This window comes from Flavobacterium franklandianum, assembly GCF_007097365.1.
GTDB lineage: Bacteria > Bacteroidota > Bacteroidia > Flavobacteriales > Flavobacteriaceae > Flavobacterium > Flavobacterium franklandianum.
This window is the reverse complement of sequence record NZ_VJZR01000016.1, coordinates 40,281-63,810: the sequence shown is the minus strand read 5'-3', so window position 1 is coordinate 63,810 and position 23,530 is coordinate 40,281. Positions and strand designations below refer to the sequence as shown.

Genomic DNA, 23,530 nt, shown 5'->3' with positions numbered 1-23,530 from the left:
TTGATTGTTATTTTGATTATATTAGTTGGATAATATGACAATCATAATCAATCCCTTTAAAAAGATTTGAAAAAGTGTCATTCATAAAATTAATGAGTAATCCATAAGAATGAAAAAACTAACATTAATTGCAACAATATTATTATTTTGTGGATGCTCACCAAAAATAAGCAAATATTTTGAACAGAATAAATATATTCGGAATTACAATATTCACATAGTGAATGATTCTTTACAATTCTATTTTAAAACTCCAGGTGATATAACATACACAACTAATAGGGAAGAGTTAAAAAAAATAATTCGCAAGGGAAAAATAAAAACAAAAGATAGTGTCTTAGTTTATGGAAAATCCACAGACCCTCTTTATGAATATTTTGTAACTGCATCTGAAAATCATAAACAGAATAACCCAAAACACTTGATTATTTTCGACACCATTATAAATAGAAAAACAATACAATTTCTTGGGAATCCTTTAGCTGAAAATTCTTACAATGCTTTAAAAATTGATTTAGAAAATATTTTCAAAAGTTTAGAAGTTGGCAAAAATTACAGAAAAGAGATTTGTACAGTTATGGATATTGTAAAAAAACATCAAAATTCAAATAAGTACTTTGCCACATTAAATGAAATTATTGAATTCCCAACTTATGACAAACAAGAAGAATGGACTAAATTACAAATGGAACTAACTTTTGCTTCATTTCTGGAAAAAAATGATTTTTATGATAACTATTTAAATCAACTTGAATCAAAATTTAAACCAAATGACACAATTTCTAAATTAATAAAAGAGAATTCTTCAACTGACCAAAAAGTTATAGAAACAATTATTAATGAAGCTAAAAACCATAAGATTTTAATGATCAATGAAAATCATTTTTATCCTAACCATAGGTTATTGGTATCAGATCTGTTAATAAAACTTAAAGAAATTGGATATAATTATTTAGCACTGGAAGGATTGGATGTAAAGCAAGATAGTCTACTAAATATAGAAAATGTATACCCAACTTTGAAAACAGGATTTTATACTGTCGAACAAAATTATTCAAATTTAATAAGAAAGGCAAAAGAATTAGGCTATGAATTTGTTGCCTATGAAAATTTTGACAACAGTAAAGACCGAGAAATAGGGCAAGCCGAAAATATTTACGATAAAACATTTAAGTTGAATCCTAACTCAAAAGTATTAGTACTTTCAGGAATAGATCATATTCTTGAAAAACAAACTAGAGAAGGCAAAAAATGGATGGCAACGATATTTAAAGAAAAATACAATATTGACCCTCTTACGATTAGCCAAACACACCTAAATTCTTATAGAAAAATTATTGATGAAGAATATAGTATTTTTAAAAGTAAATTATTTAATAATGAAAGATTAAATTCGGTCGATTTTCTTGTATTAAACAATAAAAAAACAGTCAATTTAACAACTGGTTATTATTATCAAAATATTTCAGAAACAGATGTACAAGTAGAATTATTTTATGGAGATGAAATTTTAAATGACTATGATTATCTTAAAAACGTTCCATATTTTTCAACTATCTTAAAAAACGGAAAAAAGTATAACTTACCGATAGATAAAAAAAGAGGAATGTACTTGTATACTTATGACAAAAATGGAAAACGAATTGACAACCAAATAATATCACCAGCCAATAACTAATATTTCTTTTTGAGCGAAACAACAGTACAACAAAATATCAAAAATGACCATCCCTTTCCAATCCATAAACTGGAGTACTATAGAAAAAACGGAACACAAAGGCGAAACCGGAACTTCGTTCTGGCAAACTATTCAATTTGCCGGTTTTCGGGTGCGTAAAGTAGAATATTCCGTAGGTTATTTAGCGGATCATTGGTGCCAAAAAGGACATATTGTGCATTGCCTGGAAGGCGAATTTATCAGCGAACTAGAAAACGGCGAGCAATTCCAACTTTCGAAAGGAATGACTTATATCGTTTCTGACGATTTGAGTTTGCATCGTTCTATTTCAACCAAAGGAGTAGCTTTGTTAATAATTGACGGTGATTTCTTGAAACAATCCGAAGTATGAAAAATGCCTGAAATCTTTTTGTTCTAAAGAATTTTCCTTATATTTACTCCATCAAATACAGAAAATTTAACCTTTAAATATACCTATTATGGCAAAAAGTCAAGATGCAAAAAAAACCCTAAAAAAAGAACCTCTTAAAACCGCCAAGGAAAAGAAAGAGGAAAAAAGAGAAAAGAAAAATAGTCCGAAGAGAGACTAGATTTCAGGTGGCAGATTGCAGATTTCATATTTCAGTTTGCAGAAAAAAAGCAGTTTAAAAATGAAATGAAACATCTTTAAACTGCTTTATGTATTTATGCTAAATTGTCTGATTTCTTTACACTGCGACCTGCCATCTGAAATCTGCTATCTGATTACTTCTTCAAAGGAATATTTTCCAGAATTTCCAATACAAATTTCCAGAATTTTTGAGACGATTTTATCGACGCTCTTTCATCTGGTGAATGTGCTCCTTGAATCGTAGGGCCATAAGAAATCATATCCATATCAGGATAATTAGTTCCTAAAATTCCACATTCTAATCCAGCGTGACAAGCCACTACTTTTGGTTTTTCGTTGTTTTGTTTTTCGTAAATATGGACCAATAAATCCAAGATTTCTGATTTTACATTTGGAGTCCAACCCGGATAGGAACCAGCCAAATTCACTTCGCAACCGCTTAATTCGAAAGCTGAACGCAAGCCATTAGCCAAATCAAATTTGGAAGTTTCTACCGAAGAACGCGTCAAACAACTAATACTGATTTCACCATCTTTGATAATAACACGCGCCACATTATTCGAAGTTTCCACCAAATCATCCATATCGGCCGACATTCGGTAAACGCCGTTGTGAGCGGCATAAATTGAACGAAGAATTCCTTCTTGAACGCCTAAATCCATAACTTTTTTAGGCAAATCGCTTTTCACGATTTCGATAGTCAAGTTGGGTTCGGTAGTTTTAAATTCGGTTTTGATGTCGTTGATAATTTCCTGCATATCAAAAACATAAGCTTCGTCATACATTCCGGCAACAATCACTTTGGCAACACTTTCTCTTGGAATGGCATTGCGCAAACTTCCGCCGTTGATTTCCGAAACCTGAAGTCCAAAATTTTCGAAAGCATCAAACAACAAACGGTTCATTATTTTGTTGGCATTACCCAAACCTTTGTGAATATCCATTCCTGAATGTCCGCCGTTTAAGCCTTTCACTGTAATGGTGTAACCCACAGAATCCTCAGGAGTTTCCTCTTCTTGATAACTTCTGGTCGCTGTAACATCGATTCCTCCAGCACAACCAATGTCGATTTCATCGTCTTCTTCGGTATCCATATTCAAAAGAATTTCTCCTTTCAAAATTCCGCCTTTTAGGTTTAAAGCTCCTGTCATTCCAGTTTCTTCATCGATGGTAAACAAAGCCTCAATCGCTGGATGTTTGATGGTTTTACTTTCTAAAATTGCCATAATCATCGCAACTCCTAATCCATTATCAGCACCAAGTGTAGTTCCGCGAGCACGAACCCAGTCACCGTCAACATACATATCGATTCCTTGTTTATCGAAATCGAAAATGGTATCCGAATTTTTTTGATGCACCATATCCAAATGCCCTTGTAGTACAATTGGTTTGCGATTTTCCATTCCAGCAGTAGCCGGTTTTCGGATAATTACGTTTCGGATTTCGTCTTCAAAAGTTTCTAATCCTAGTGAATTTCCGAAGTTTTTTATAAACTCGATGACACGATCTTCTTTTTTGGAAGGACGAGGAACGGCGTTTAAATCGGCAAATTTGTTCCAAAGTGCTTTGGGTTCTAGATTTCTTATTTCTTGGCTCATTATCTATTATTTTGGATATTTTACAGGGTTTAAATAGGTATTAAAAACAGACATTAAATAAATGGTTTCTAGCTTTTCATCTATATAATAAAGGATAATAAAAGGAAATTTTCGGATGGGAAAACCGTGATAGTCTTTGTATTTAATTTGAAAAAATGGATTTTTCGCCAAAGTTTCTATATGTTCTTCAACTACTCGGTAAAAATATTCCCCCAATCCATTTTGTTTGGAATCATAATAGTCGATGGCATCTTGAATGTCAAGAATGGCTCTTGGTTCGATTACAACTTTATAAATCATTTTTCAGATTTAAAACGCAATTGGGTTTTCGCCTCGTTCCACGGAATGAAATCGTCGGTTTTTGAAGTTGATCTCCTTTCATCCAGCATGTTTTTCATTTCTTCAGTTGCGGAAAATTCATTATTCACGGTTTCGTAATTAAACTTTTCTATCAATTTCATAAAGAAACTCAATTCACTGTCTGGAATATTTAAAGTAATTTGTGTCATTCTTCTTTTTATTGAAAAACAAATTTACAAAAAAAGAATGCGAACTACTCTATTTATTGTTATTTTTATGCCAAAAGCAAAACCGTGAAAAGAAAATATATTCTTCCAGTATTTCTCCTATTTCAAATTTTATTTCTGAAAATAATTGCCTTTTTCCCTGAGTTTGTAGAACGATTTTACAGCAATGGACTTTATGTTTTCATTTCGAAAATTTTACGAATAACTTTGGGGAAAATTCCTTTTTCAGTAGGAGATATAATTTATGGAATCCTGATTTTTTATCTTCTGAAATCGATTTGGAAAACCAGAAAAACTTGGAAGCAAGAATGGAAAAATAATATTTTAAAGGTTTTGAATGTGCTTTCAGTAGTATATTTTCTATTCCATTTTTTGTGGGCGATGAATTATTACCGCCAACCGCTTTTCGAAAAAATGAAAATCGAACGGGATTACACTGATGCTGATTTATTAGGTTTTACTAAAAAACTGATTGCAAAAACTAATGAAATCCAAACTCAGATTACCAAAAACGACAGCCTGAAAGTGGTTTTTCCCTATTCGAATGAGCTAGTTTTCGAGATGAATTTGAATGGATATCAAAAACTTGCCAATCAATATCCTATTTTTGAATATTCAAATCCTAGTATCAAGAAATCACTTTTCAGTTTGCCATTGACCTATATGGGTTTTGGAGGTTATTTGAATCCGTTTACAAATGAAGCACAAATCAATTATTTGATGCCAATGTACAATTCGCCCACGACTTCATGTCACGAAATGGCGCATCAAATGGGCTTTGCCAGCGAAAGCGAATGCAATTTTATTGGGTTTCTGGCTTCGGTTAAAAACAAGGATTTATACTTTCAATATTCGGGATACAGCACCGCTTTGCGTTATTGTTTGAGCAATTGGTATGCTCGGGACGAAAAAGGATATGACCAATTATTGAAAACCATTCATCCCGGAATTTTAAAAAACTATCAGGAAAGTGAGGATTTCTGGAAACAATATGACACTTTTATTGATAAAGGATTTCATGCTTTTTACGACAATTTCTTGAAAATGAACCAACAAAAAGACGGAATGGAGGGCTACAGTAAATTCGTGAATTTGATGGTGAACTATTATAAGGGAAAGGATTTTTAGAGAATCAAAATTTGTAAAATAGCCCCGATAGTAGTGGAAATCCTCCCGATTTTTCATCGGGAGATTATAGCGAATAGCGGGACGACTGTTTATTTCAAACCCGAAAATTGCTGCTCCCAATTAAAAAGACTTTATTTGTAACAAATTTTACTTTTTCCCCACTTATTGTATTATGAGCGACGATTTAGAACTATCATTTGTGCAGCAATTGAAGACCAATCAGAATATAATCCACAAGATTTGTAGGTTGTATACGAATGGTGAAGACGCACACAAGGATTTGTTTCAGGAAATCACGATTCAGCTGTGGAAGGCTTTTCCGAAGTTTCGTGGTGATAGCAAATTTTCGACTTGGGCATATCGAGTCGCTTTGAATACAGCCATTACTTTGTACCGAAAAAGTACACGAACCGTAAGGACCGTGGATTATGAATCGCAACAATATTTTATTAGCAATGATGATTATAATTATGAGGAAGAAGAACGCTTGAAATTAATGTATAAAGCTGTTTATCAGCTGAATGATATTGAAAAAGCATTGGTTTTTATGTATCTAGAGGACAAGGATTATGGGGAAATTTCAGAAACTTTGGGAATAAGCGAAGTAAATGCAAGGGTGAAAATGAATAGAATTAAAGGAAAATTAAAAAAAATACTAAATCCTTAACGATTATGAAATGGGCATAACTGAAAGTTGGTTACTAGAGCCGAATGAATTATGTGAATTACGTATGACCGATAAAAAAAGATAAAAATCTGCATATGAAAGAGCTGGATTTATTAAAAAAAGATTGGCAAAAAAACATTGCCTTTGAGCAGGTTTCCGAAGCGGAAATCTATAAAATGTTGCACCTAAAATCGTCTTCGATTGTGAAGTGGATTTTTATTATTAGCATTCTGGAGATTATATTATGGACGGTTATTAGCGTATTTTTTAACACGGACGATTATTTGAAAAACATCAAACACGAGGAACTAGACATTTATTTTGAGGCTTTGACTGTTTTTAATTATGCGGTGATTTTGGTTTTTATTTATTTATTTTATAAAAATTATATGGCTATTTCAACCACAGTTTCGATAAAACAATTGATGAGGGACATTTTGAAAACTCGTAAAACCGTGCAATGCTATGTTTGGTATAATTTGGGTATGGTGGCATTGAGTTTGCTCTTTGGCTTTTATATTGCTTTTGCATACAATCCTGACGTAGCCGTTTTGATGGATAAAATTGGCAATGATACCAAAGTAATGGTCATTACTATTGGTGTTTTTGTACTGATTATAGCTGCTTTTCTAGGGCTTTTTTGGTTGTTTTACAGACTATTATATGGAACCTTACTCCGCAGATTATTTGCCAATTACAAGGAGCTTAAAAAAATAGATTTATAAAAGAAGAGTTCGCCATGGCGAACTCTTTTTTGTTAATATTCCCATCGTCGCAATTTGTTTAGCTCTTCGGCGGCTTTAAGTTCTTCGGTAGGAATCACTTTCAAAAAGGAAGGATGTTGCTCAATGGCAAATTCAATTTTTTCGACAATTTGATCTATTGTATCGTTGTCATAATCTATTTCTAATGGTGGTTTGATGATAAAAGATTGAAGTATATCCTTCTTTTTCATTCGTAACCCTTTTTTGTCGAACGAACGACGGAATCCATCAATAACAATTGGAACCACAATAGGTCGGTGCTGTTTGATGATGTGTGCAGTACCTTTTCGAACGGGTTTGAATGATTTTGTCGTACCCTGCGGAAAAGTGATTACCCAACCATCACTCAATGCAATTTTAATATTTTCGGTGTCGTTTGGATTCACATCTCGTTTTTCGGTGACGTCTTTTCCACAAGAACGCCAAGTTCTTTCGACAGTTATCGCACCTACATAACACAAGATTCTAGGCAATAATCCAGCTTGCATGGTCTCTTTTGCAGCTACATAATAGATATTCAATTTGGGTTTCCAAATGTATCCAATGTTTTTTATAGTATCTTGACGGCCGCTCAAACTGGCATTAAAAACATGAAACATGGCTACCACATCAGCAAAATAAGTTTGATGATTGGATATGAAAAGTACGTTAGTATCAGGTAGTGTAGTTATTATTTCTGAACCTTCTATTTGTAAACTATTGAAACCTCTATACCGTCTATGGGTTAAAACTGCAAAAACTTGTATTAAAAATCGTTTAACAACTAGAATGTGTCCAAAAGGATTTCTCTTAAATAAAACCATAAATAATTGTGTAAAAAAAAATATTTGGACGGCAAACATACGAAATTATAAATTTATAGCACTTTTTTTAGGACTTCTTTCAATTCGTTTAACATCATTGCCGTAGCTCCCCAAACTATATATTCATTAATTTTGAAAGCTGGTATTTCAATGTTTTTCGCATAAGAAGTTGACATTGTAGTGGTTATAATTAAATCGTCATTCAAAAAATCATTCAAAGGCAATTCAATAATATTCACCACTTCATTTCTATCTGGAGTAAAAACAATTTCATCTTTGCAAATTCCTAAAAAAGGATATACCATAAAATTGCTAGGTTGGATGTATAAATTGGTAAAAGGCATAATAATTTCTATACTCTCAGGATGGATTCCGATTTCTTCGTGTGTTTCTCTCAAGGCTGTTTTCTCAAAAGTTACATCTAGGGTTTCGTATTTTCCTCCTGGAAATGCAATTTGGGCTGAATGGACACCTTCATAAGAATTTCGGACTATGAGAACCAAATGCGTTCTTCCTTTTTTAGGATAAAATAACATCATTACAGCAGCGTTTTTTGGATTTATGCTGTCAAAATTGAGATTTTTTAAGCTTTCTATTCTCTCTAAAGGAGCCATTTTAAAATGAGCTTCTTTAGCGGGCAGGGTAACTGCTACTAATTTTGGAACATATTCTAAAAAATCTTGAAAATCCATAATCAAAACCTATTTTTGTATATTGGAAACAGTTATAAATATAGTGTAAAAAAAATTAAGAACAAATAGCAATAACAATCACAATTTCAATGGCAATTTCAATGGCAATGGTAATGAAAATTTCAAAAACTATAAACTACAAACAACAAACCCAAAATGTATAGCAAAGAAGAAGTACAAAGATTGAAGCGGGAATTTTGGATTGATTTTGCCGAAAAATATCCGAGAAAATGGATTTTGTACGACACCAAAATCAAGGACTTTTCGTTTAAATTTTATGCCGACAACAAAAAAGCTCAAGTTTTAATTGATATTGAACATCGAAACGACGAAATACGAATAATCTATTTCGAAAAACTAGAATCCCTGAAAACCATTTTGGAAGATGATTTTGTCAAAGATTTGGTTTTTGAGAAAAACTTTACTCTTGAAAGCGGTAAAACTATCAGCAGAATTTGGGTCGAAAAAAACGGGTTAAGTATTAGTAATAGAAGTCATTGGGACGAAATATTTGATTTTTTATTCGAGAAAATGAATGCTTTAGAAATGTTCTTTTTTGAATATTGTGATTACATAAGAGATTTGGAAATGAATACATAAAAACGATTTTCTACGGTTTTGGATACCGTTTTTTTATATTCCGTATTAACTCCTCGAGTCCGTTGAGTTTTAATTCGTAAACCAATTGCAGTTGTTGTCCAAGTTCTCCCTTTGGGAAACCTTTGTTGGAATACCAAACCACATAATATTCCGGTAATTCGATAAGATATCGGCCTTCGTATTTGCCAAAAGGCATTTTTGTATGTGCTAGTTTGATGAGTTGTTTTGGGTCTTGTTCCATTTTGTTTAGAGAGAAAAGAATATAGAATATAGTTAATAGAAGCAATTTATGAATCTTTGCTCTAATTTATTTGAAATCAATTAAAAAAAATCTGCAATCATTATCTTTTCAAACTAAAGTGCGATTTAAAAACTTTAGAGTTTCCTTTTTCGTCATAATCTACGGTGAACCAATAATCATCCGAAGGAAGAGATTGTCCGTTGAACATTCCATTCCAACCTTCGCTTGAAGGGCTAATTTGTTTCAGTAATTTTCCATAACGATTATATATAAATATTGGAGCATTTGGATTGGTCAAAGCTAAGTGAGGAATATTCCAGAATTCATTATAGCCGTCATTATTTGGAGTAAAAAATTTAGGGAAATTGATAATTACAGTATTGACAGGAGCGGGGTTGCAATGTCCGTCTTTGTCTCTTACCGAAATTAGGTGTTCTCCAGGTCCAAAATTATTAAAGGTATTGCTGTCTTGAAACGGAAAAGTATCCAATTGATATTCATAATTTCCAGAGCCAGAGCCTAAGACATTTACTGTTATAAAAGTGGGATAAACAAAAGCATCGCTGTAAATAACTTCTAGATAAGGAGTATATTTAATGATTTTGGACGAAACCGCTTTAGAACACAATGTTAATGTGTTTGTCGCAGTAACTACATAATCGCCAACTTGTGATGTGCTGATAGAAGAGGTGTTTCCTCCATAAGGAGCTCCATCAAGTGTCCAATCGAATCTGTAAATTGCTCCTGAAATACCAGTGTCTAAAGTGGCTGAATTTAGTAAAGTACCTGTTTCATAGTCTTCACAAATGAAATATTCAGGAAGTAATTGAGGATCGGGAAATAGGTTTATAACTAATTTTAATTCGACAACATCAAAGCAAGTTGATATAGTTGTATTGTTTGTTACTCTAATCCACACACTGTCCGAAAACGGATTGTCATTTTGGTAAGTAGCAGGATTCACAATAGGAATAGCATTTATATCATTGGCTTCAGCCAAAGTAGTATAAAAAGTGAGCGTAAAATTGGCATCAGGAGTTTGACCGTTTAAAACTTGATTTCTAATCGCTAAATCAGTCAAATCGAATTCAAAAATCCCGTCGTTTGTTGCAAATGTGTCGCAGGTTTCTATCGGATTTACAGGATTAGCAATTGGTCTAGTAGTAATAGAAATGCTAAACGGATTTTCATCACTACAATTCAATCGGTCGCCAGTTTCATAATAAATATAATACATTGGAAGAACCGTTGTCACAGTTAATGTAGTTCCTGCAGGAATTATATTTCCTCCGCCCAATGGTCCTCTCGGTGCATCGTAATAAAAATTATTTGGTGTTGTCAATGCCGGAAAAGTAAAACTGTCACAATAGGATAATTGGGTTGGAATTGGATCTGCTTCAACTCCGTTTATTGAAATATCGAAAAAGTTTTCACTAAAACAACTTGGGTCATTAGGATGTGTCGCATAAATATAAATTCTGTCATTGGTGTTTATTGTAGTTCCTGATGCTAAAGGATTTACGCCATTTGGATCGTCAAAATAGGCTCCATTTGTTAAGGGACTTAAAACATAGGAGTCGCATTGTTCTACATCTGCTCTAGAATCAATTATCGGTTTTTCATTGATAGTAATGAGCCAAGGTTTTTCGTTATAACAACCAGCAACTGTTGTAGATGGTTTGTAAATATATACCGTTGAAGTGTTAGTTATTGTGTCTACATTAGGTATCAATTTTACATTTCCAGACGTTGTTGGACCGCCAGCCAAGGTGTAATAGTCGCCACCATCAGTTTGAGTAGGTAATAAATAACTATCACAAACAGTAATATTAGAAGGTGTAGAAAGGAATGGACCATAAATAGTGATTGTAAATGAATCGGTTTCACAAGCCGCTCCAGCAATATAGGTATATATTTTTGTTGTCGTTGTTATAAGGCCGGGTTGAATTAAGTTTCCACCTCCATTTGGAGCATCTCGATATTCTCCTATAGGTGCAGCGGGTAAATTATACGAAATACATTCATTTACATCAGTCAAACCTAAAGATTTAATATATACGGTGAATATTCTGATTGGATATGATCTACAAATTCCATTTATTGCAAAAACATAAAGTTGTGTTGTTGTAGTTATAGGTGAAACTGCAGGTACGAATATATTATTAAGCGTATCTAAAGTGTAATAATCTCCAACTGTTAATGGAGGTAAGGTATAGGATATACATTCAAAAACATTGGTAATAGGCAAAGTAATTGGTGTCACGTAAATAGTGACGTCAAATTGTCCTTGACGAATACAACTATTATCTACTGACGAAAAATAGGTATAAACAGTTGTTGTTCCTGAAGCTGTTATTTTTGATCCTTGAGAGAATTCTATTCCGCCACCGCTTGGACCACCTGGCAACGAAAAATAACGAAGTCCAAATGTGGTTAAAGGTAATTCGTATTCATCACAAGACTTAACATCCACAGGGTTCACATCCTCTGGAGTTATTATTTCTATATTGAAACTACTTTCTATCGGACAACTGGGTGTTCCAGATGTAGTACTATAAAGATAAATAGTTTGGTCTATACTAATTACGTCTCCAGCATTTAATATCGGCAAACCTTGATTTGGACCAAAATAATAGTTTCCGGGATTAACAAGTGGTTGTAAAATATAACTATCACAAACATATTGATTTTCTTTTAGATCTAATGTAGGTCTAGGAATTACGATTAGTTTAAATTCAGTCGTACTGAAACATGTTGTATTAGTAGTAGTCTGAATCCTTGCAAAAATAGTTGCATTTCCTGATACTAAAGGAGCAGAGGCATTTATTGAATTAGTTCCGGAGTTTGCATCAGTAGCATTGGAATAATAGGAAACCTCATAAATAGTAGGTGACTGCCCTCCTAATATTGAATTAGTTTGCAAGTCAATATTAAAATAAGCAGTATTGGATTTCGGTGTAGTTTCACATAAAGTAATGTCATTAGGTACATTAGCTATTGGTGGTGAAGTAAGTCCTAATTGAATTGTTTTTGTAAGGACACAGTTTGTTGCCAAATCTACTATTCTTGCCCAAATTGTTGCTGGTAAATCAATAGTGTTGAGGGTATAATTATTTGGTAATGGGTTTGTACCTATACTTGCCTGATTCAACGTGGAGTGATAACTTATTTGGGTTCCAGAAATATTTAAAATAGGAGTATTATAGGATAAATCATAAGTGTAGCTTCCTAGTCCAGAATTGCATTGAAATAAATCTACAGGGTCTTGAGTAATTATTGGGCCATAAAATTCGATATTTATAAAATCGGTTGTTACCGGACAATTTGTTGCAATTATGGTGTAAGTAAGGCCATAAACACCGGGTTGAGTTACTAATAAATCTGATGTATTTCCACCTATACTGTTTCCGTTGTATGTCCAAGCGAATGAGTAAATAGCTGGATTCAATCCTGAATCAAGAGTGTGAACGCTATTGTCACAAATGGCAGTTTTGTCTGCTAAAGTCAAATCGGGTCCCAAAACATTTTGCCCAACATTGAAGCTATTGGCACCCAAAAATATTCCAGAATCGGACTTACTGTCTTCTCTGTCCGCAATCACTAATTTGATATGATACGTTGTATTTGGAATTAAAGTGTTTGAAGAAGCACTCATTGAAATTGTTTGACCATTGAAATTTGTTGACGATGCGGATGAGTTTGAACCTCCATTAAAAGCTCCAAAAAAACTGGAATTTTCTGAAGAACAAGAGGAATTATATAATGATTCCCGAATGGTTATAACAGAAATCGGAATCGTGCTATTGGGTATAACTGCTAGATTGGTAGTAACTCCAGTTGAAGTGTTGGTCAACAAGAAGGCAAAAGCATCTGAAAATTGACATTGAAAATTACCGTATTCTTCAGAAGCAAATATAAAATTGAAATCAAAGTTCGAAGAAAAGGGAACAAAATCAAACTCTAAAACTGTTGCATTTGTTGAGTTCATAGTAATTCCAGCTGCTAAAAGTGTTGCTTCTAAATCAGTGTCTCCAATCCAAGCATCATTACCGTCACTTAAATCAGATGTGTTAGGACCAGGAGCATTTGCAACATTTCCAGTACTCAAAATCACACCACTTGTGAGCGGAAATGACGGATTTGTATTTTCAAAATAACCAATTCCATTTGTAGAACCAAAATTAGTTCCTGTTCTCCAGCTTATGTTGTTTACAGGAACACAAGATTTATTGACTAATACTGAGGTAACTAATTCTGGAACAGTATAAGTGTTACTTTCAACTTTAATAGCCTGCGAAAAACATCCAACGCTAAATAGTATAAATAATATTAAAAAGCTATATTTCATGTTTTAGAAAATTATTTATACAAAAATATGATTTTATCGACAAAAAGTCTAATTTTATCGACAAAATACGCAATATAATTTTTAGAATTGAACTAAGAATAAAACAAGATTTGTCGTAATTTTTTTTCAAACTTCTATTAAGTTAAAACAGTTGTAGATTAAATATATTTCATTTGAAACTACAAACAATTTTCCACTGAAATCCCTATATTTGCAGCCTTAAAATTAATACGAAAAATGACTTTATTTCAGATTCTTACTCCTTCTATCGAAAAAGCTATCCAAGCATTATTTGACGTCACCATAGGCAAAATCGAATTTCAAAGCACACGAAAGGAATTTGAAGGGGATATCACGATGGTAATCTTCCCTTTATTGAAAGTTATCAAAAGTAATCCAGTAGAATTAGGAAATAAAATAGGAAACTATTTGGTCGAAAATGTTCCAGAAGTGAGCCGTTTTAACGTTGTTTCTGGATTTTTAAATATTGTTATTTCGGATGAATATTATGTGAATTTTTTTAACGAAATCAGGACTGATCCGAAATACGGTTTCGTTACTCCATCCCGAAGCGTCGGGACAGAAGATAAAGCGGTAATGGTTGAATATTCTTCTCCAAACACTAATAAACCTTTGCATTTAGGTCACGTTCGAAATAATCTTTTGGGATATTCCGTTGCCGAAATTATCAAGGCTTCTGGCAAGAAAGTTTATAAAACACAAATCATCAACGACCGTGGAATTCATATTTGCAAGTCGATGTTGGCTTGGCAAAAATACGGAAACGGAGAAACTCCCGAATCAACAGGATTAAAAGGAGATAAACTGGTTGGAAATTATTATGTGGCTTTTGACAAAACGTATAAAGAAGAAATTAACCAATTAATCACGGAAGGAAAAACCGAAGACGAAGCCAAAAAACAAGCACCAATAATTTTAGAAGCTCAACAAATGCTCTTGAAATGGGAAGCTGGCGATGCCGAAGTTATTTCACTTTGGAAAATGATGAATCAATGGGTTTATGATGGTTTTGCAATAACTTATAAAAATTTAGGAGTCGATTTCGATCAATATTATTACGAAAGTAATACCTATTTGCTAGGAAAAGACGTGGTTCAAATTGGTTTGGAAAAAGGCATTTTCGAAAAAGATCCCGATGGTTCGGTTTGGATTGATTTGACCGATGAAGGTTTAGACCGAAAAATTGTGTTGCGTTCTGACGGAACTGCGGTTTATATGACACAAGATATTGGAACAGCAATTCAGCGTGTAAAGGATTTTCCAGATGTTGGCGGAATGGTTTATACTGTTGGAAATGAGCAAGATTACCATTTTAAAGTATTATTTTTAATCTTGAAAAAACTAGGTTTTGAATGGTCTAAAAATCTCTATCATTTGTCTTATGGAATGGTTGATTTGCCTTCCGGAAAAATGAAATCTAGAGAAGGAACTGTTGTAGATGCCGATGATTTAATGCAAGAAATGACGGATACATCTCAGAAAATTGCCGAAGATTTAGGAAAATTAGACGAATATTCTACCGAAGAAAAATTAAAATTATACAAAACTATTGGTCTTGGCGCTTTGAAATATTACATTTTGAAAGTGGATCCAAAAAAACGAATCCTTTTTGACCCAGCTGAATCAGTTGATTTCGCAGGAAATACAGGTTCGTTTATTCAATATACATACGCCAGAATACAGTCTATTATTCGCAAGGCAAACTTTGATTATAGTGTCAAATCGAGTGTAGTCGAGATACACGAAAAGGAGAAAGAATTGGTTAAACAACTTGAATTATTTCCAGAAGCGATTCAAAATGCAGCACATAATCACAGTCCAGCTTTGATTGCGAATTATACTTATGATTTGGTACGCGAATATAATTCGTTTTATCAAGCTGTTTCTATTTTGGGTGAAGTTGATTTGGAGAAGAAAATATTTAGAGTGCAACTATCAAAAAAGGTAGCTGATACGATTGCATTGGCTTTTCAATTATTGGGAATTGAAGTGCCAGAAAGGATGTAATATTAAGAGTTTTTTTTCGTTTAAGTACTATAATATTTTAAACCCCAATAATTATGAAAAAATTTTCAATTTTTGTTTTGATTGCTATAGCAATGAGTTCTTGTTCAGACAATGCTTCTACAAGTGGTAATGTTTCAATAAAAGCTACCGCAGTTTCTTCTACTGGCAAGACTTCTTCAACCTCGCGAACAGCTGCGTCCACAGTAGTGATTACTGATTTTAAGGTTAACATAGGAAACATTAAATTGGAAACCGATATGGAAGATGATATGCATTCCACAGATTCTTCTTATGAAGATGTAAAATTAGTAGGGCCTTTTTTATTGGATTTACTAGATCCAAACAAGCCTTTGAGCCAATTTATTACAACTGTTGATGTTCCAAATGCAAAATATGAAGAAATCAAATTTAATTTTACTAAAAGCCTTGTCGCTGGGGACTTATTGGGCAAGACGTTTTTGATTAAAGGAACTATCAACGACAAACCTTTTGTTGTGTGGAGCTCCGAAAATATTGAACTTGAAATGGATTTTGTGGATCCATCCAAAGATTTTGCAATCAATGATAATAGCGTTGCTTTAAATATAAAAATACAACTAGATGTATTAATGGCAAAAATTAATTCATTGGCCAATCAAGGTTTATTATTGGATACTGATGGAGATGGAATCATAGAAATCACAACTGGAAGTGATGATGGACATTCAAGTTTTGGTCATCAAATAAAAGAATTGCTTGAAGATGAAACACATTTAGATGACAAAGATTAATCTTCATTAAACAACCTACTTAAAAACCAGTCTATTCGGCTGGTTTTTTTATTGAATATTATCTAAATTTTACAAGTTTGTGACTTTGAGACTTTACAACTTTAGCTTATATTTGCACCTCATAAAAGATATTTACCATTATGTTCGATAATTTAAGCGATAAATTAGACAAAGCCTTTCATATACTTAAAGGTCACGGAAAAATAACCGAAGTTAACGTAGCCGAAACCCTTAAAGAAGTACGTCGTGCTTTATTAGATGCCGATGTCAACTTTAAAATTGCCAAAGATTTTACCACTAAAGTAAAAGAAAAAGCCATTGGTCAAAACGTATTAACAACGCTTCAACCGGGACAATTATTGGTCAAGTTGGTAAAAGATGAACTTACCGAATTGATGGGTGGCGATGTTGCAGGAATCAATCTTTCTGGAAATCCAACGGTTATCTTGATGTCGGGATTACAGGGTTCTGGTAAGACTACTTTTTCTGGAAAATTGGCTAATTATTTGCAAACCAAAAAAGGGAAAAAACCACTTTTGGTTGCCTGTGATATTTATCGTCCTGCTGCAATTCAGCAATTGTATGTTGTTGGAGATTCGATGGCTGTTGAAGTATATTCAGAACCAGAAAATAAAAATCCTGTCGAAATTGCTCAAAATGCAATCAAACACGCTAAAGCCAATGGGTTTAATGTGGTGATTGTAGATACAGCCGGTCGTTTGGCTGTTGATGAAGCGATGATGACCGAAATTTCGAATGTTCACAAAGCCATTCAACCACAAGAAACCTTGTTTGTTGTTGATGCAATGACGGGACAAGATGCCGTAAATACAGCTAAAGCGTTCAATGATATTTTAAATTTTGATGGTGTAGTTTTAACCAAATTAGACGGTGATACTCGTGGTGGTGCTGCAATTTCTATTAAATCAGTAGTAAACAAACCTATTAAATTTGTTGGAACTGGCGAAAAAATGGATGCCATCGATGTGTTCTATCCAGAACGTATGGCGGAACGTATCCTAGGAATGGGAGATGTGGTGTCTTTGGTAGAAAAAGCACAAGAGCATTATGATGAGGAAGAAGCTAGAAAAATTCAAAAGAAAATCGCCAAAAACGAATTTGGTTTTGATGATTTCCTTTCCCAAATTCAGCAAGTGAAGAAAATGGGTAATATGAAAGACTTGGTTGGAATGATTCCAGGAGCTTCAAAAGCGATGAAAGATGTCGAAATCGAAGACGATGCTTTCAAACATATCGAAGCCATTATTCATTCGATGACACCAAAAGAAAGATCAAAACCAGCTATAATCGATGTGAAACGAAAAGCTAGAATTGCCAAAGGTTCAGGTACTAAAGTCGAACAAGTAAATCAGTTGATGAAACAGTTTGAACAAATGAGCAAAATGATGAAAATGATGCAAGGCCCAGGCGGAAAGAATATGATGAAAATGATGGGGAATATGAAAGGAATGCCAGGCGGAATGCAGGGAATGAGATAATTATTTTAAAAGTTTAAAATTGTTTAAAATTGTTTAAAAGTTTAACATTGTTTAAACCCATAAACTCTTAAACCTATAAATAACACTTAAACACTTAAACACTTAAACCTTTAAACTAAAAAAAAATGCAACTATTAGACGGAAAAAAAACATCAGAAGACATTAAAAACGAAATCGCTGCCGAAGTTCTAAGAATGAAAGCCGATGGACAAAAAGTACCTCATTTAGCAGCTGTTATCGTTGGAACAAACGGTGCTAGTTTGACTTATGTGGGTAGCAAAGTAAAATCGTGTCAGCAAATAGGTTTCGAATCTACTTTGGTCTCTTTGTCTGAGAATATTTCAGAAGAAGAATTATTAGATAAAATTAAGGAACTTAACGAAGACGACGATTTAGATGGTTACATCGTTCAATTGCCTTTGCCAAAACATATCGACGAACAAAAAATCCTGATGGCGATTGATCCCGACAAAGATGTCGATGGTTTTCATCCTGCCAATTTTGGAAAAATGGCTTTGGAAATGGAAACATTTTTGCCAGCCACTCCTTATGGAATAATGGAATTGCTAGAACGTTACAAAGTAGAAACTGCAGGGAAACATACTGTAGTTATTGGTCGTAGTCATATTGTAGGAAGACCAATGAGTATCTTGATGAGTCGCAAAGGATATCCAGGAGATTCAACTGTAACGCTAACACACAGTAGAACAAGAAATATTGAAGAATACACCAAAAATGCCGATATTATTATCACAGCTCTAGGTGTTCCCAATTATTTGAAAGGCGATATGGTCAAAGATGGAGTAGTTGTAATCGATGTGGGTATTACTAGAGTAGAAGACGCTTCACACCCAAAAGGATATGTAATCACTGGCGATGTAGATTTTGCAAGTGTAAGTCCAAAATCATCATTTATCACTCCAGTTCCGGGTGGAGTAGGACCAATGACCATTGCAATGTTATTGAAAAATACATTATTAGCACGAAAAATTAGAAGTAGAAAATAATTAGATTTCACGATTAAACCAACAAACAAGCCTATTCAACCGAATAAGCTTGTTTGTTTTTCTACTATTTCAATAAATACTTCAAAAAAATGTTTGCTAATTCAAAATATAATATAACTTTGCATTACAAAGTACTTTAATTATGAATCAGAAGCACCAAGAAGATTTATCACACATTCGTTCTATGATGGAACGCTCTTCAAGATTTATTTCATTAAGTGGACTCTCAGGAGTATTTGCAGGTCTATCTGCTTTGATTGGCGGATTGTATGTGTACCAATTGTTTAAAGCCAATGGGCTCGATTATTTTGATGGGGAGCATAAACTATATTCGGTAGATTTAGTTTCTGAATTGGTTTTTATTGCCTTGATCATTTTGTTTTTTGCGTTAACATTTGGAATCTTCTTTACGATTCGTAAAAGCAGAAAATACAATTTACCCATTTGGACCACGGCTACCAAAAAAATGCTTGTCAATTTAGCGATTCCTTTAGTGGTTGGAGGTATATTTTGTTTGGCGCTTTTGTACCATCAAATCTATGTTTTAATAGCTCCAGCAACTTTATTGTTTTATGGCTTAGCATTGATTAATACAGAGAAATATACTTTTTCGGACATTAAATATTTAGGATTTTGCGAACTGGCTTTAGGTTGTGTTTCCCTATTCTTTTTAGGATATGGTTTGTTTTTTTGGATCATAGGATTTGGTGTTTTGCATATTTTGTACGGATTAATAGTATTCAAAAAATATAAATAAATCCTCCGAATGGGAATCATTGATAAATTAAATAAAGATTTCGAAAGCCGTGTCCGATTAGGTATTATGTCTATTCTGATGGTCAATGATTGGGTAGATTTCACCGAAATGAAAACGCTATTGAATATCACCGATGGTAATTTGGCGAGTCATTCATCGGCACTTGAAAAAGGCACATATATCGAAATCAAAAAAGAATTTGTGGGCAAAAAACCAAAAACCTCGTATCGAGTTACCAATTTAGGTAGAGCTTCTTTTGTATCCCATTTAAACAGTCTGGAAAAATTATTCAAAACTAAATAACCTTTTTTTTAATTATTTACTTTGAAAAACAAAGTACTTTTAAATTTAATTATGAAATGAGCGTAATCTAAAATTGGTTACTATCTCCAATTTATGTATGCGAATTACATATGACCGATAAAAAACAATAAATACTTACATATGAAAACACATCAATTAATTTTAGTTTGCAGTTTGATTTTTACACTGCTATTTTACAACGAGTCAGTAGGAGTGAATCTGGCTATTTTCGGATTAGTGCTCACGGGAATCATTTGTTATTTCTTTCCCGATCGATTTACGAGTCGGTCACATCTGCTTCTAGTAATTACATCCGTGCTGTCTTGTATTGCTTTTGCTTGGTACGGAGATTTTGTTTCTTTTTTGGCTTTGGCTCTCTCTGTTATTTTTTTACAATTCAAAACTCAGGAAACGAATCTGAAAATAGTACAGGTTTTTCCGTTGGCATTCCTAAACGGAATTACTTCGTTAGGTCGAATGCTGATGTTTACTCAATGGCTTCCCAAGAGAGAAATCAAAAACGATTTTGCTAAAAAACTAATTGCTTATTTCATTATTCCAACGATATTTGTCGGGTTGTTTTTTGCTGTTTATGCTTTTGGGAGTGACCATTTTTCGGCTTTATTTACGGATTATTATCTGGATGTGAATTTCTTACAACTCATTCTAATTGCGTTATTGGGTTTTTATCTTTCATTCACATTTTGGAATTATTGGATACCAGAAGATTTTTTGGATTATAATTCGATGTTAGATAATGATTTTAAAGATGAAAAATCGATTAGAAATCAACGAACTTTTTCGTTCCTAGATATTGATTTCGAAAGAAGAAGTGGCGAGATTACTTTGGCTCTTCTGAATGGTTTGCTCTTGGTTTTTATCGCTACTTATAATTACGAGCAATTTTTTGAAGTTATCGAAAAATCCAAATTGAGTGCTGCCACACACGAAAGAGTCAATGCTGTGATTTTCTCTATTATTATGGCTGTTGGGGTTATAATGTTTTATTTTAAAGGCAGTTTTAATTTTGATGAAAAAGCCAAAAACTTGAAACGATTGTCTAAAATTTGGATTTTCTTAAATGGAATTCTAATTGTTAGTACTATTATTAAAAACTCAGAATACGTTTCCTTCTTTGGATTAACTTATAAAAGGTTAGGGGTTTATGCGTTTTTGATTTTGGCCATTATTGGTTTAGTTTTTACCTTTTTGAAAATTACAAAACAAAAAACAAACGCGTATCTTATTAACCAAATGGTTTGGTATTTTTACGGAACGATTCTTTTGTGCAGTTATGTCAATTGGGGAAATTTGATTACGAATTACAATATTTCGGTCAACAAAGGAGTAGAACCAATGTTTTTGAGCAGCGTGAATTTTAATGATGAAACTAGAAGAGCTTATTTTAAATTAAAGAATTTAGACGGACAATATCCTGAAGTTTCAAGGGAAGAAGAAATTGATCGTTATCAAGAAAAATCTTTTCTGTCTAAGGCTTTGTATTATGAATTTATAAGTGCTAAGAAATAATAAAAATCAAAAACCCATGGCGAAAGCCTTGGGTTTTGTTTTCCTCTAATAATCACCTCTTCCTTTAAACCTTGGATCATCTCTTTTGATGAATTCTGTTCTGCGTTTTGCGGATTCTTGTTTGGGCAAACTCGCTTCTTCGGTTTTGCTTGAAGGTTCAATTAATTCGTTTAATTCCTTGATTTCGGCATCGGTTAAATCGCGATAACGACCCACAGGAACATCCAATGAAATATTGATGATTCGAATGCGTTTCAAAGCGGTAACTTCATAACCCAAATATTCGCACATTCTACGAATCTGGCGGTTTAAACCTTGAGTCAATATAATTTTAAAAGTGGTCGAACTAATTTTTTCTACTTTGCATTTTCGGGTAATTGTGTCTAAAATTGGGACACCATTGCTCATTTTTTCGATAAAACGATCGGTTATGAGTTTGTTGACCGTTACAGTATATTCTTTTTCGTGATTGTTTCTGGCACGAAGAATTTTGTTGACAATATCGCCGTCATTGGTCATAAAAATCAAGCCTTCACTGGCTTTATCTAATCGTCCAATAGGAAAAATACGTGTGGGATAATTGATGTAATCTACAATATTGTTGCGAACTTCCAAGTTGGTAGTGCATTCAATGCCAACGGGTTTGTTGAAAGCCAAGTAAACCGGTTTCTCTCTTTTCTCCCGTATTAATTTGCCGTCAATCCGCACTTCGTCGTCTGGCGAAACTTTGGTTCCCAATTCAGGAACGACACCGTTGATGGTAACACGACCTTCTTCGATGATTTTGTCGGCTTCGCGGCGCGAACAAAACCCAGTTTCTCCTATGAATTTATTAAGACGTTTTAGATTTTCTTCCATAGTGCAAAAGTAATCAATTATTTTGTTTCAAATTTCTAAACTAGCTCGGTATTCGCTTTTAAGGTTTTAATTTTTTTTGCCACAGATTCACAAAATTAAAAAGCAGAAAAGTAAAATAATTACCACTGATTTTTAAATTTATACTGAAAGAATATTGAAAAGACACTCAAAATCTGTGAATATGTGGCAAACTTTTTTAAAAGCGAATGTCTTGTTAAACTAGTTATTCTGTTTCAAACAAAAAGGCATATACTTTTCTATATAAATCATCATCATGGAGTTTGTGACCCAAACCTTTGGTAGCTATAAACTGAACATCTTTCCAGGACTCCGCTATTTTTTCACCTTCGTCAAATAATACTACCATATCCTCAATATCGTGTGCAATTAAGCCTTTCACATCAATTTTTGTGACAAATTCTTTTGAGCTGAATTGGTCTAAATGCTGATTTAAATATTGAGTGTACTTGTTTATTAATGCTTTTGTGATAGTATTATTTAAACTTAACAAATTGGTAAAATTCTTTAAAATAATACTAAAATCACTTGGAGCACCCAAAACGACTATTTTTTGAACATTAGGATTTTGATATTTATATTGATAATAAAGACACGTTTGTCCTCCCATAGAATGCCCGATAATATAGTTGGGCTGGTATTTTTTGGCGGCAATATCAATAAACTCGGCATATTTTGTAACCGTAAATTCTATGCCGCTAGACATTCCTTGAGCAGGGCCATCGATAGCGATTATAGTACTCCCTGATTTTTTTAGATATGGTAACATTTTTTTCCATCTGGAAGAATTGCTTTCCCAGCCGTGAATTAATAATATAATAGTATTATTTCCTTTCCAAATGTAGGTTTGAATGGCATCTTCGTTATGCTGAATGGTTTCCAATTGTGCTTCTTTCAGTGTTTGAGGAAGAGTATCAATGGTGAATTTGCCTTTTCTAGGTTCGCTAAAATAGCCGTGAGCAATTTGAGTCGCTTTTCTCGGAAAAACGAAACTCATCAGGTTGATATATGACCCAATCGATTTAGTGAACAAAAAGTAAAATGTTTTTTTCATAAAAATAAAATTTTCACGGTATCAGTATAAAAAATAAAAGTCTGCATAGC

The 23,530-nt window shown here is 33.4% G+C and carries 22 protein-coding genes; 13 read left to right on the top strand and 9 right to left on the bottom strand.

Features of this window, described 5'->3' with window-relative positions; genetic code table 11:
- Positions 1-109: 109 nt before the first annotated feature.
- Together FNW17_RS14345 and FNW17_RS14340 are read left to right on the top strand one after the other, a co-directional pair.
- A complete protein-coding gene (locus tag FNW17_RS14345; protein ID WP_144072000.1) occupies positions 110-1,678 on the top strand; it encodes a hypothetical protein in 1,569 nt (522 codons plus the stop codon).
- Between the two features lie 43 nt (positions 1,679-1,721).
- Positions 1,722-2,069: a DHCW motif cupin fold protein gene (locus FNW17_RS14340; protein WP_143390974.1), complete on the top strand. Its 348-nt coding sequence runs from the start codon at positions 1,722-1,724 to the stop codon at positions 2,067-2,069.
- 353 nt (positions 2,070-2,422) lie between these two features.
- Here FNW17_RS14340 and FNW17_RS14330 read toward each other — a convergent pair whose 3' ends face one another.
- Genes FNW17_RS14330 through FNW17_RS14320 form a run of 3 tightly spaced genes read right to left on the bottom strand, consistent with a single transcriptional unit; the run spans position 2,423 to position 4,395 of the window.
- Complete coding sequence (locus FNW17_RS14330; protein WP_144071999.1) at positions 2,423-3,886, bottom strand: aminoacyl-histidine dipeptidase; 1,464 nt, start codon at positions 3,884-3,886, stop codon at positions 2,423-2,425.
- Between the two features lie 6 nt (positions 3,887-3,892).
- On the bottom strand, positions 3,893-4,186 hold the full coding sequence (locus tag FNW17_RS14325; RefSeq protein WP_143390976.1) for a type II toxin-antitoxin system RelE/ParE family toxin: 294 nt from the start codon (positions 4,184-4,186) through the stop codon (positions 3,893-3,895).
- The gene (locus FNW17_RS14320) at positions 4,183-4,395 is read right to left on the bottom strand and encodes a hypothetical protein (protein WP_144071998.1); all 213 of its coding nucleotides are present in this window, start codon (positions 4,393-4,395) and stop codon (positions 4,183-4,185) included. The genes FNW17_RS14325 and FNW17_RS14320 overlap by 4 nt, the downstream gene beginning before the upstream one ends.
- Before the next feature lie 84 nt (positions 4,396-4,479).
- Here FNW17_RS14320 and FNW17_RS14315 point away from each other — a divergent pair, with 84 nt between their 5' ends.
- From FNW17_RS14315 to FNW17_RS14305, 3 genes are all read left to right on the top strand, one after another.
- Positions 4,480-5,541, top strand: a complete 1,062-nt coding sequence (locus FNW17_RS14315; RefSeq protein ID WP_144071997.1) for a DUF3810 domain-containing protein — start codon at positions 4,480-4,482, stop codon at positions 5,539-5,541.
- 172 nt (positions 5,542-5,713) lie between these two features.
- Complete coding sequence (locus FNW17_RS14310; protein WP_126563163.1) at positions 5,714-6,208, top strand: RNA polymerase sigma factor; 495 nt, start codon at positions 5,714-5,716, stop codon at positions 6,206-6,208.
- A gap of 95 nt (positions 6,209-6,303) precedes the next feature.
- Complete coding sequence (locus FNW17_RS14305) at positions 6,304-6,933, top strand: hypothetical protein (protein WP_144071996.1); 630 nt, start codon at positions 6,304-6,306, stop codon at positions 6,931-6,933.
- 32 nt (positions 6,934-6,965) lie between these two features.
- Here FNW17_RS14305 and FNW17_RS14300 read toward each other — a convergent pair whose 3' ends face one another.
- Together FNW17_RS14300 and FNW17_RS14295 are read right to left on the bottom strand one after the other, a co-directional pair.
- Positions 6,966-7,775: a lysophospholipid acyltransferase family protein gene (locus FNW17_RS14300; RefSeq protein WP_144071995.1), complete on the bottom strand. Its 810-nt coding sequence runs from the start codon at positions 7,773-7,775 to the stop codon at positions 6,966-6,968.
- A 53-nt stretch (positions 7,776-7,828) separates the two neighbouring features.
- Positions 7,829-8,467, bottom strand: coding sequence for an NUDIX hydrolase (locus tag FNW17_RS14295; protein ID WP_144071994.1), 639 nt, complete (start codon positions 8,465-8,467; stop codon positions 7,829-7,831).
- 156 nt (positions 8,468-8,623) lie between these two features.
- Between FNW17_RS14295 and FNW17_RS14290 the strand changes: the two genes are divergently transcribed.
- Complete coding sequence (locus FNW17_RS14290; protein WP_143390982.1) at positions 8,624-9,067, top strand: DUF4268 domain-containing protein; 444 nt, start codon at positions 8,624-8,626, stop codon at positions 9,065-9,067.
- A 10-nt stretch (positions 9,068-9,077) separates the two neighbouring features.
- Here FNW17_RS14290 and FNW17_RS14285 read toward each other — a convergent pair whose 3' ends face one another.
- Both FNW17_RS14285 and FNW17_RS14280 read right to left on the bottom strand, forming a co-directional pair.
- Positions 9,078-9,308, bottom strand: a complete 231-nt coding sequence (locus tag FNW17_RS14285) for a DUF3820 family protein (RefSeq protein WP_143390983.1) — start codon at positions 9,306-9,308, stop codon at positions 9,078-9,080.
- 100 nt (positions 9,309-9,408) lie between these two features.
- Entirely contained in the window at positions 9,409-13,656 is a 4,248-nt protein-coding gene (locus tag FNW17_RS14280) for a T9SS type B sorting domain-containing protein (protein ID WP_144071993.1), read from the bottom strand.
- A gap of 237 nt (positions 13,657-13,893) precedes the next feature.
- Here FNW17_RS14280 and argS point away from each other — a divergent pair, with 237 nt between their 5' ends.
- The 7 genes from argS (at position 13,894) to FNW17_RS14245 (ending at position 21,550) form a co-directional block, all read left to right on the top strand.
- Positions 13,894-15,684: an arginine--tRNA ligase gene (gene argS / locus FNW17_RS14275; protein ID WP_144071992.1), complete on the top strand. Its 1,791-nt coding sequence runs from the start codon at positions 13,894-13,896 to the stop codon at positions 15,682-15,684.
- Between the two features lie 53 nt (positions 15,685-15,737).
- Positions 15,738-16,454 carry a hypothetical protein gene (locus FNW17_RS14270; protein ID WP_144071991.1) on the top strand — a complete coding sequence of 239 codons (717 nt, stop codon included), beginning with the start codon at positions 15,738-15,740 and terminating at the stop codon, positions 16,452-16,454.
- Between the two features lie 140 nt (positions 16,455-16,594).
- Complete coding sequence (gene ffh, locus FNW17_RS14265; RefSeq protein WP_143390986.1) at positions 16,595-17,953, top strand: signal recognition particle protein; 1,359 nt, start codon at positions 16,595-16,597, stop codon at positions 17,951-17,953.
- A gap of 125 nt (positions 17,954-18,078) precedes the next feature.
- Positions 18,079-18,960, top strand: a complete 882-nt coding sequence (locus FNW17_RS14260; RefSeq protein WP_143390987.1) for a bifunctional 5,10-methylenetetrahydrofolate dehydrogenase/5,10-methenyltetrahydrofolate cyclohydrolase — start codon at positions 18,079-18,081, stop codon at positions 18,958-18,960.
- Between the two features lie 142 nt (positions 18,961-19,102).
- The gene (locus FNW17_RS14255; protein WP_144071990.1) at positions 19,103-19,717 is read left to right on the top strand and encodes a hypothetical protein; all 615 of its coding nucleotides are present in this window, start codon (positions 19,103-19,105) and stop codon (positions 19,715-19,717) included.
- Positions 19,718-19,726: 9 nt separating this feature from the next.
- Positions 19,727-20,020, top strand: coding sequence for a winged helix-turn-helix domain-containing protein (locus tag FNW17_RS14250; protein WP_143390989.1), 294 nt, complete (start codon positions 19,727-19,729; stop codon positions 20,018-20,020).
- A 141-nt stretch (positions 20,021-20,161) separates the two neighbouring features.
- On the top strand, positions 20,162-21,550 hold the full coding sequence (locus tag FNW17_RS14245) for a DUF4153 domain-containing protein (protein WP_143390990.1): 1,389 nt from the start codon (positions 20,162-20,164) through the stop codon (positions 21,548-21,550).
- A gap of 45 nt (positions 21,551-21,595) precedes the next feature.
- Here FNW17_RS14245 and rluF read toward each other — a convergent pair whose 3' ends face one another.
- Together rluF and FNW17_RS14235 are read right to left on the bottom strand one after the other, a co-directional pair.
- Entirely contained in the window at positions 21,596-22,408 is an 813-nt protein-coding gene (rluF, locus tag FNW17_RS14240; protein ID WP_143390991.1) for a 23S rRNA pseudouridine(2604) synthase RluF, read from the bottom strand.
- A 223-nt stretch (positions 22,409-22,631) separates the two neighbouring features.
- Positions 22,632-23,480, bottom strand: coding sequence for an alpha/beta fold hydrolase (locus tag FNW17_RS14235; RefSeq protein ID WP_143390992.1), 849 nt, complete (start codon positions 23,478-23,480; stop codon positions 22,632-22,634).
- Between the last annotated feature and the right edge of the window lie 50 nt (positions 23,481-23,530).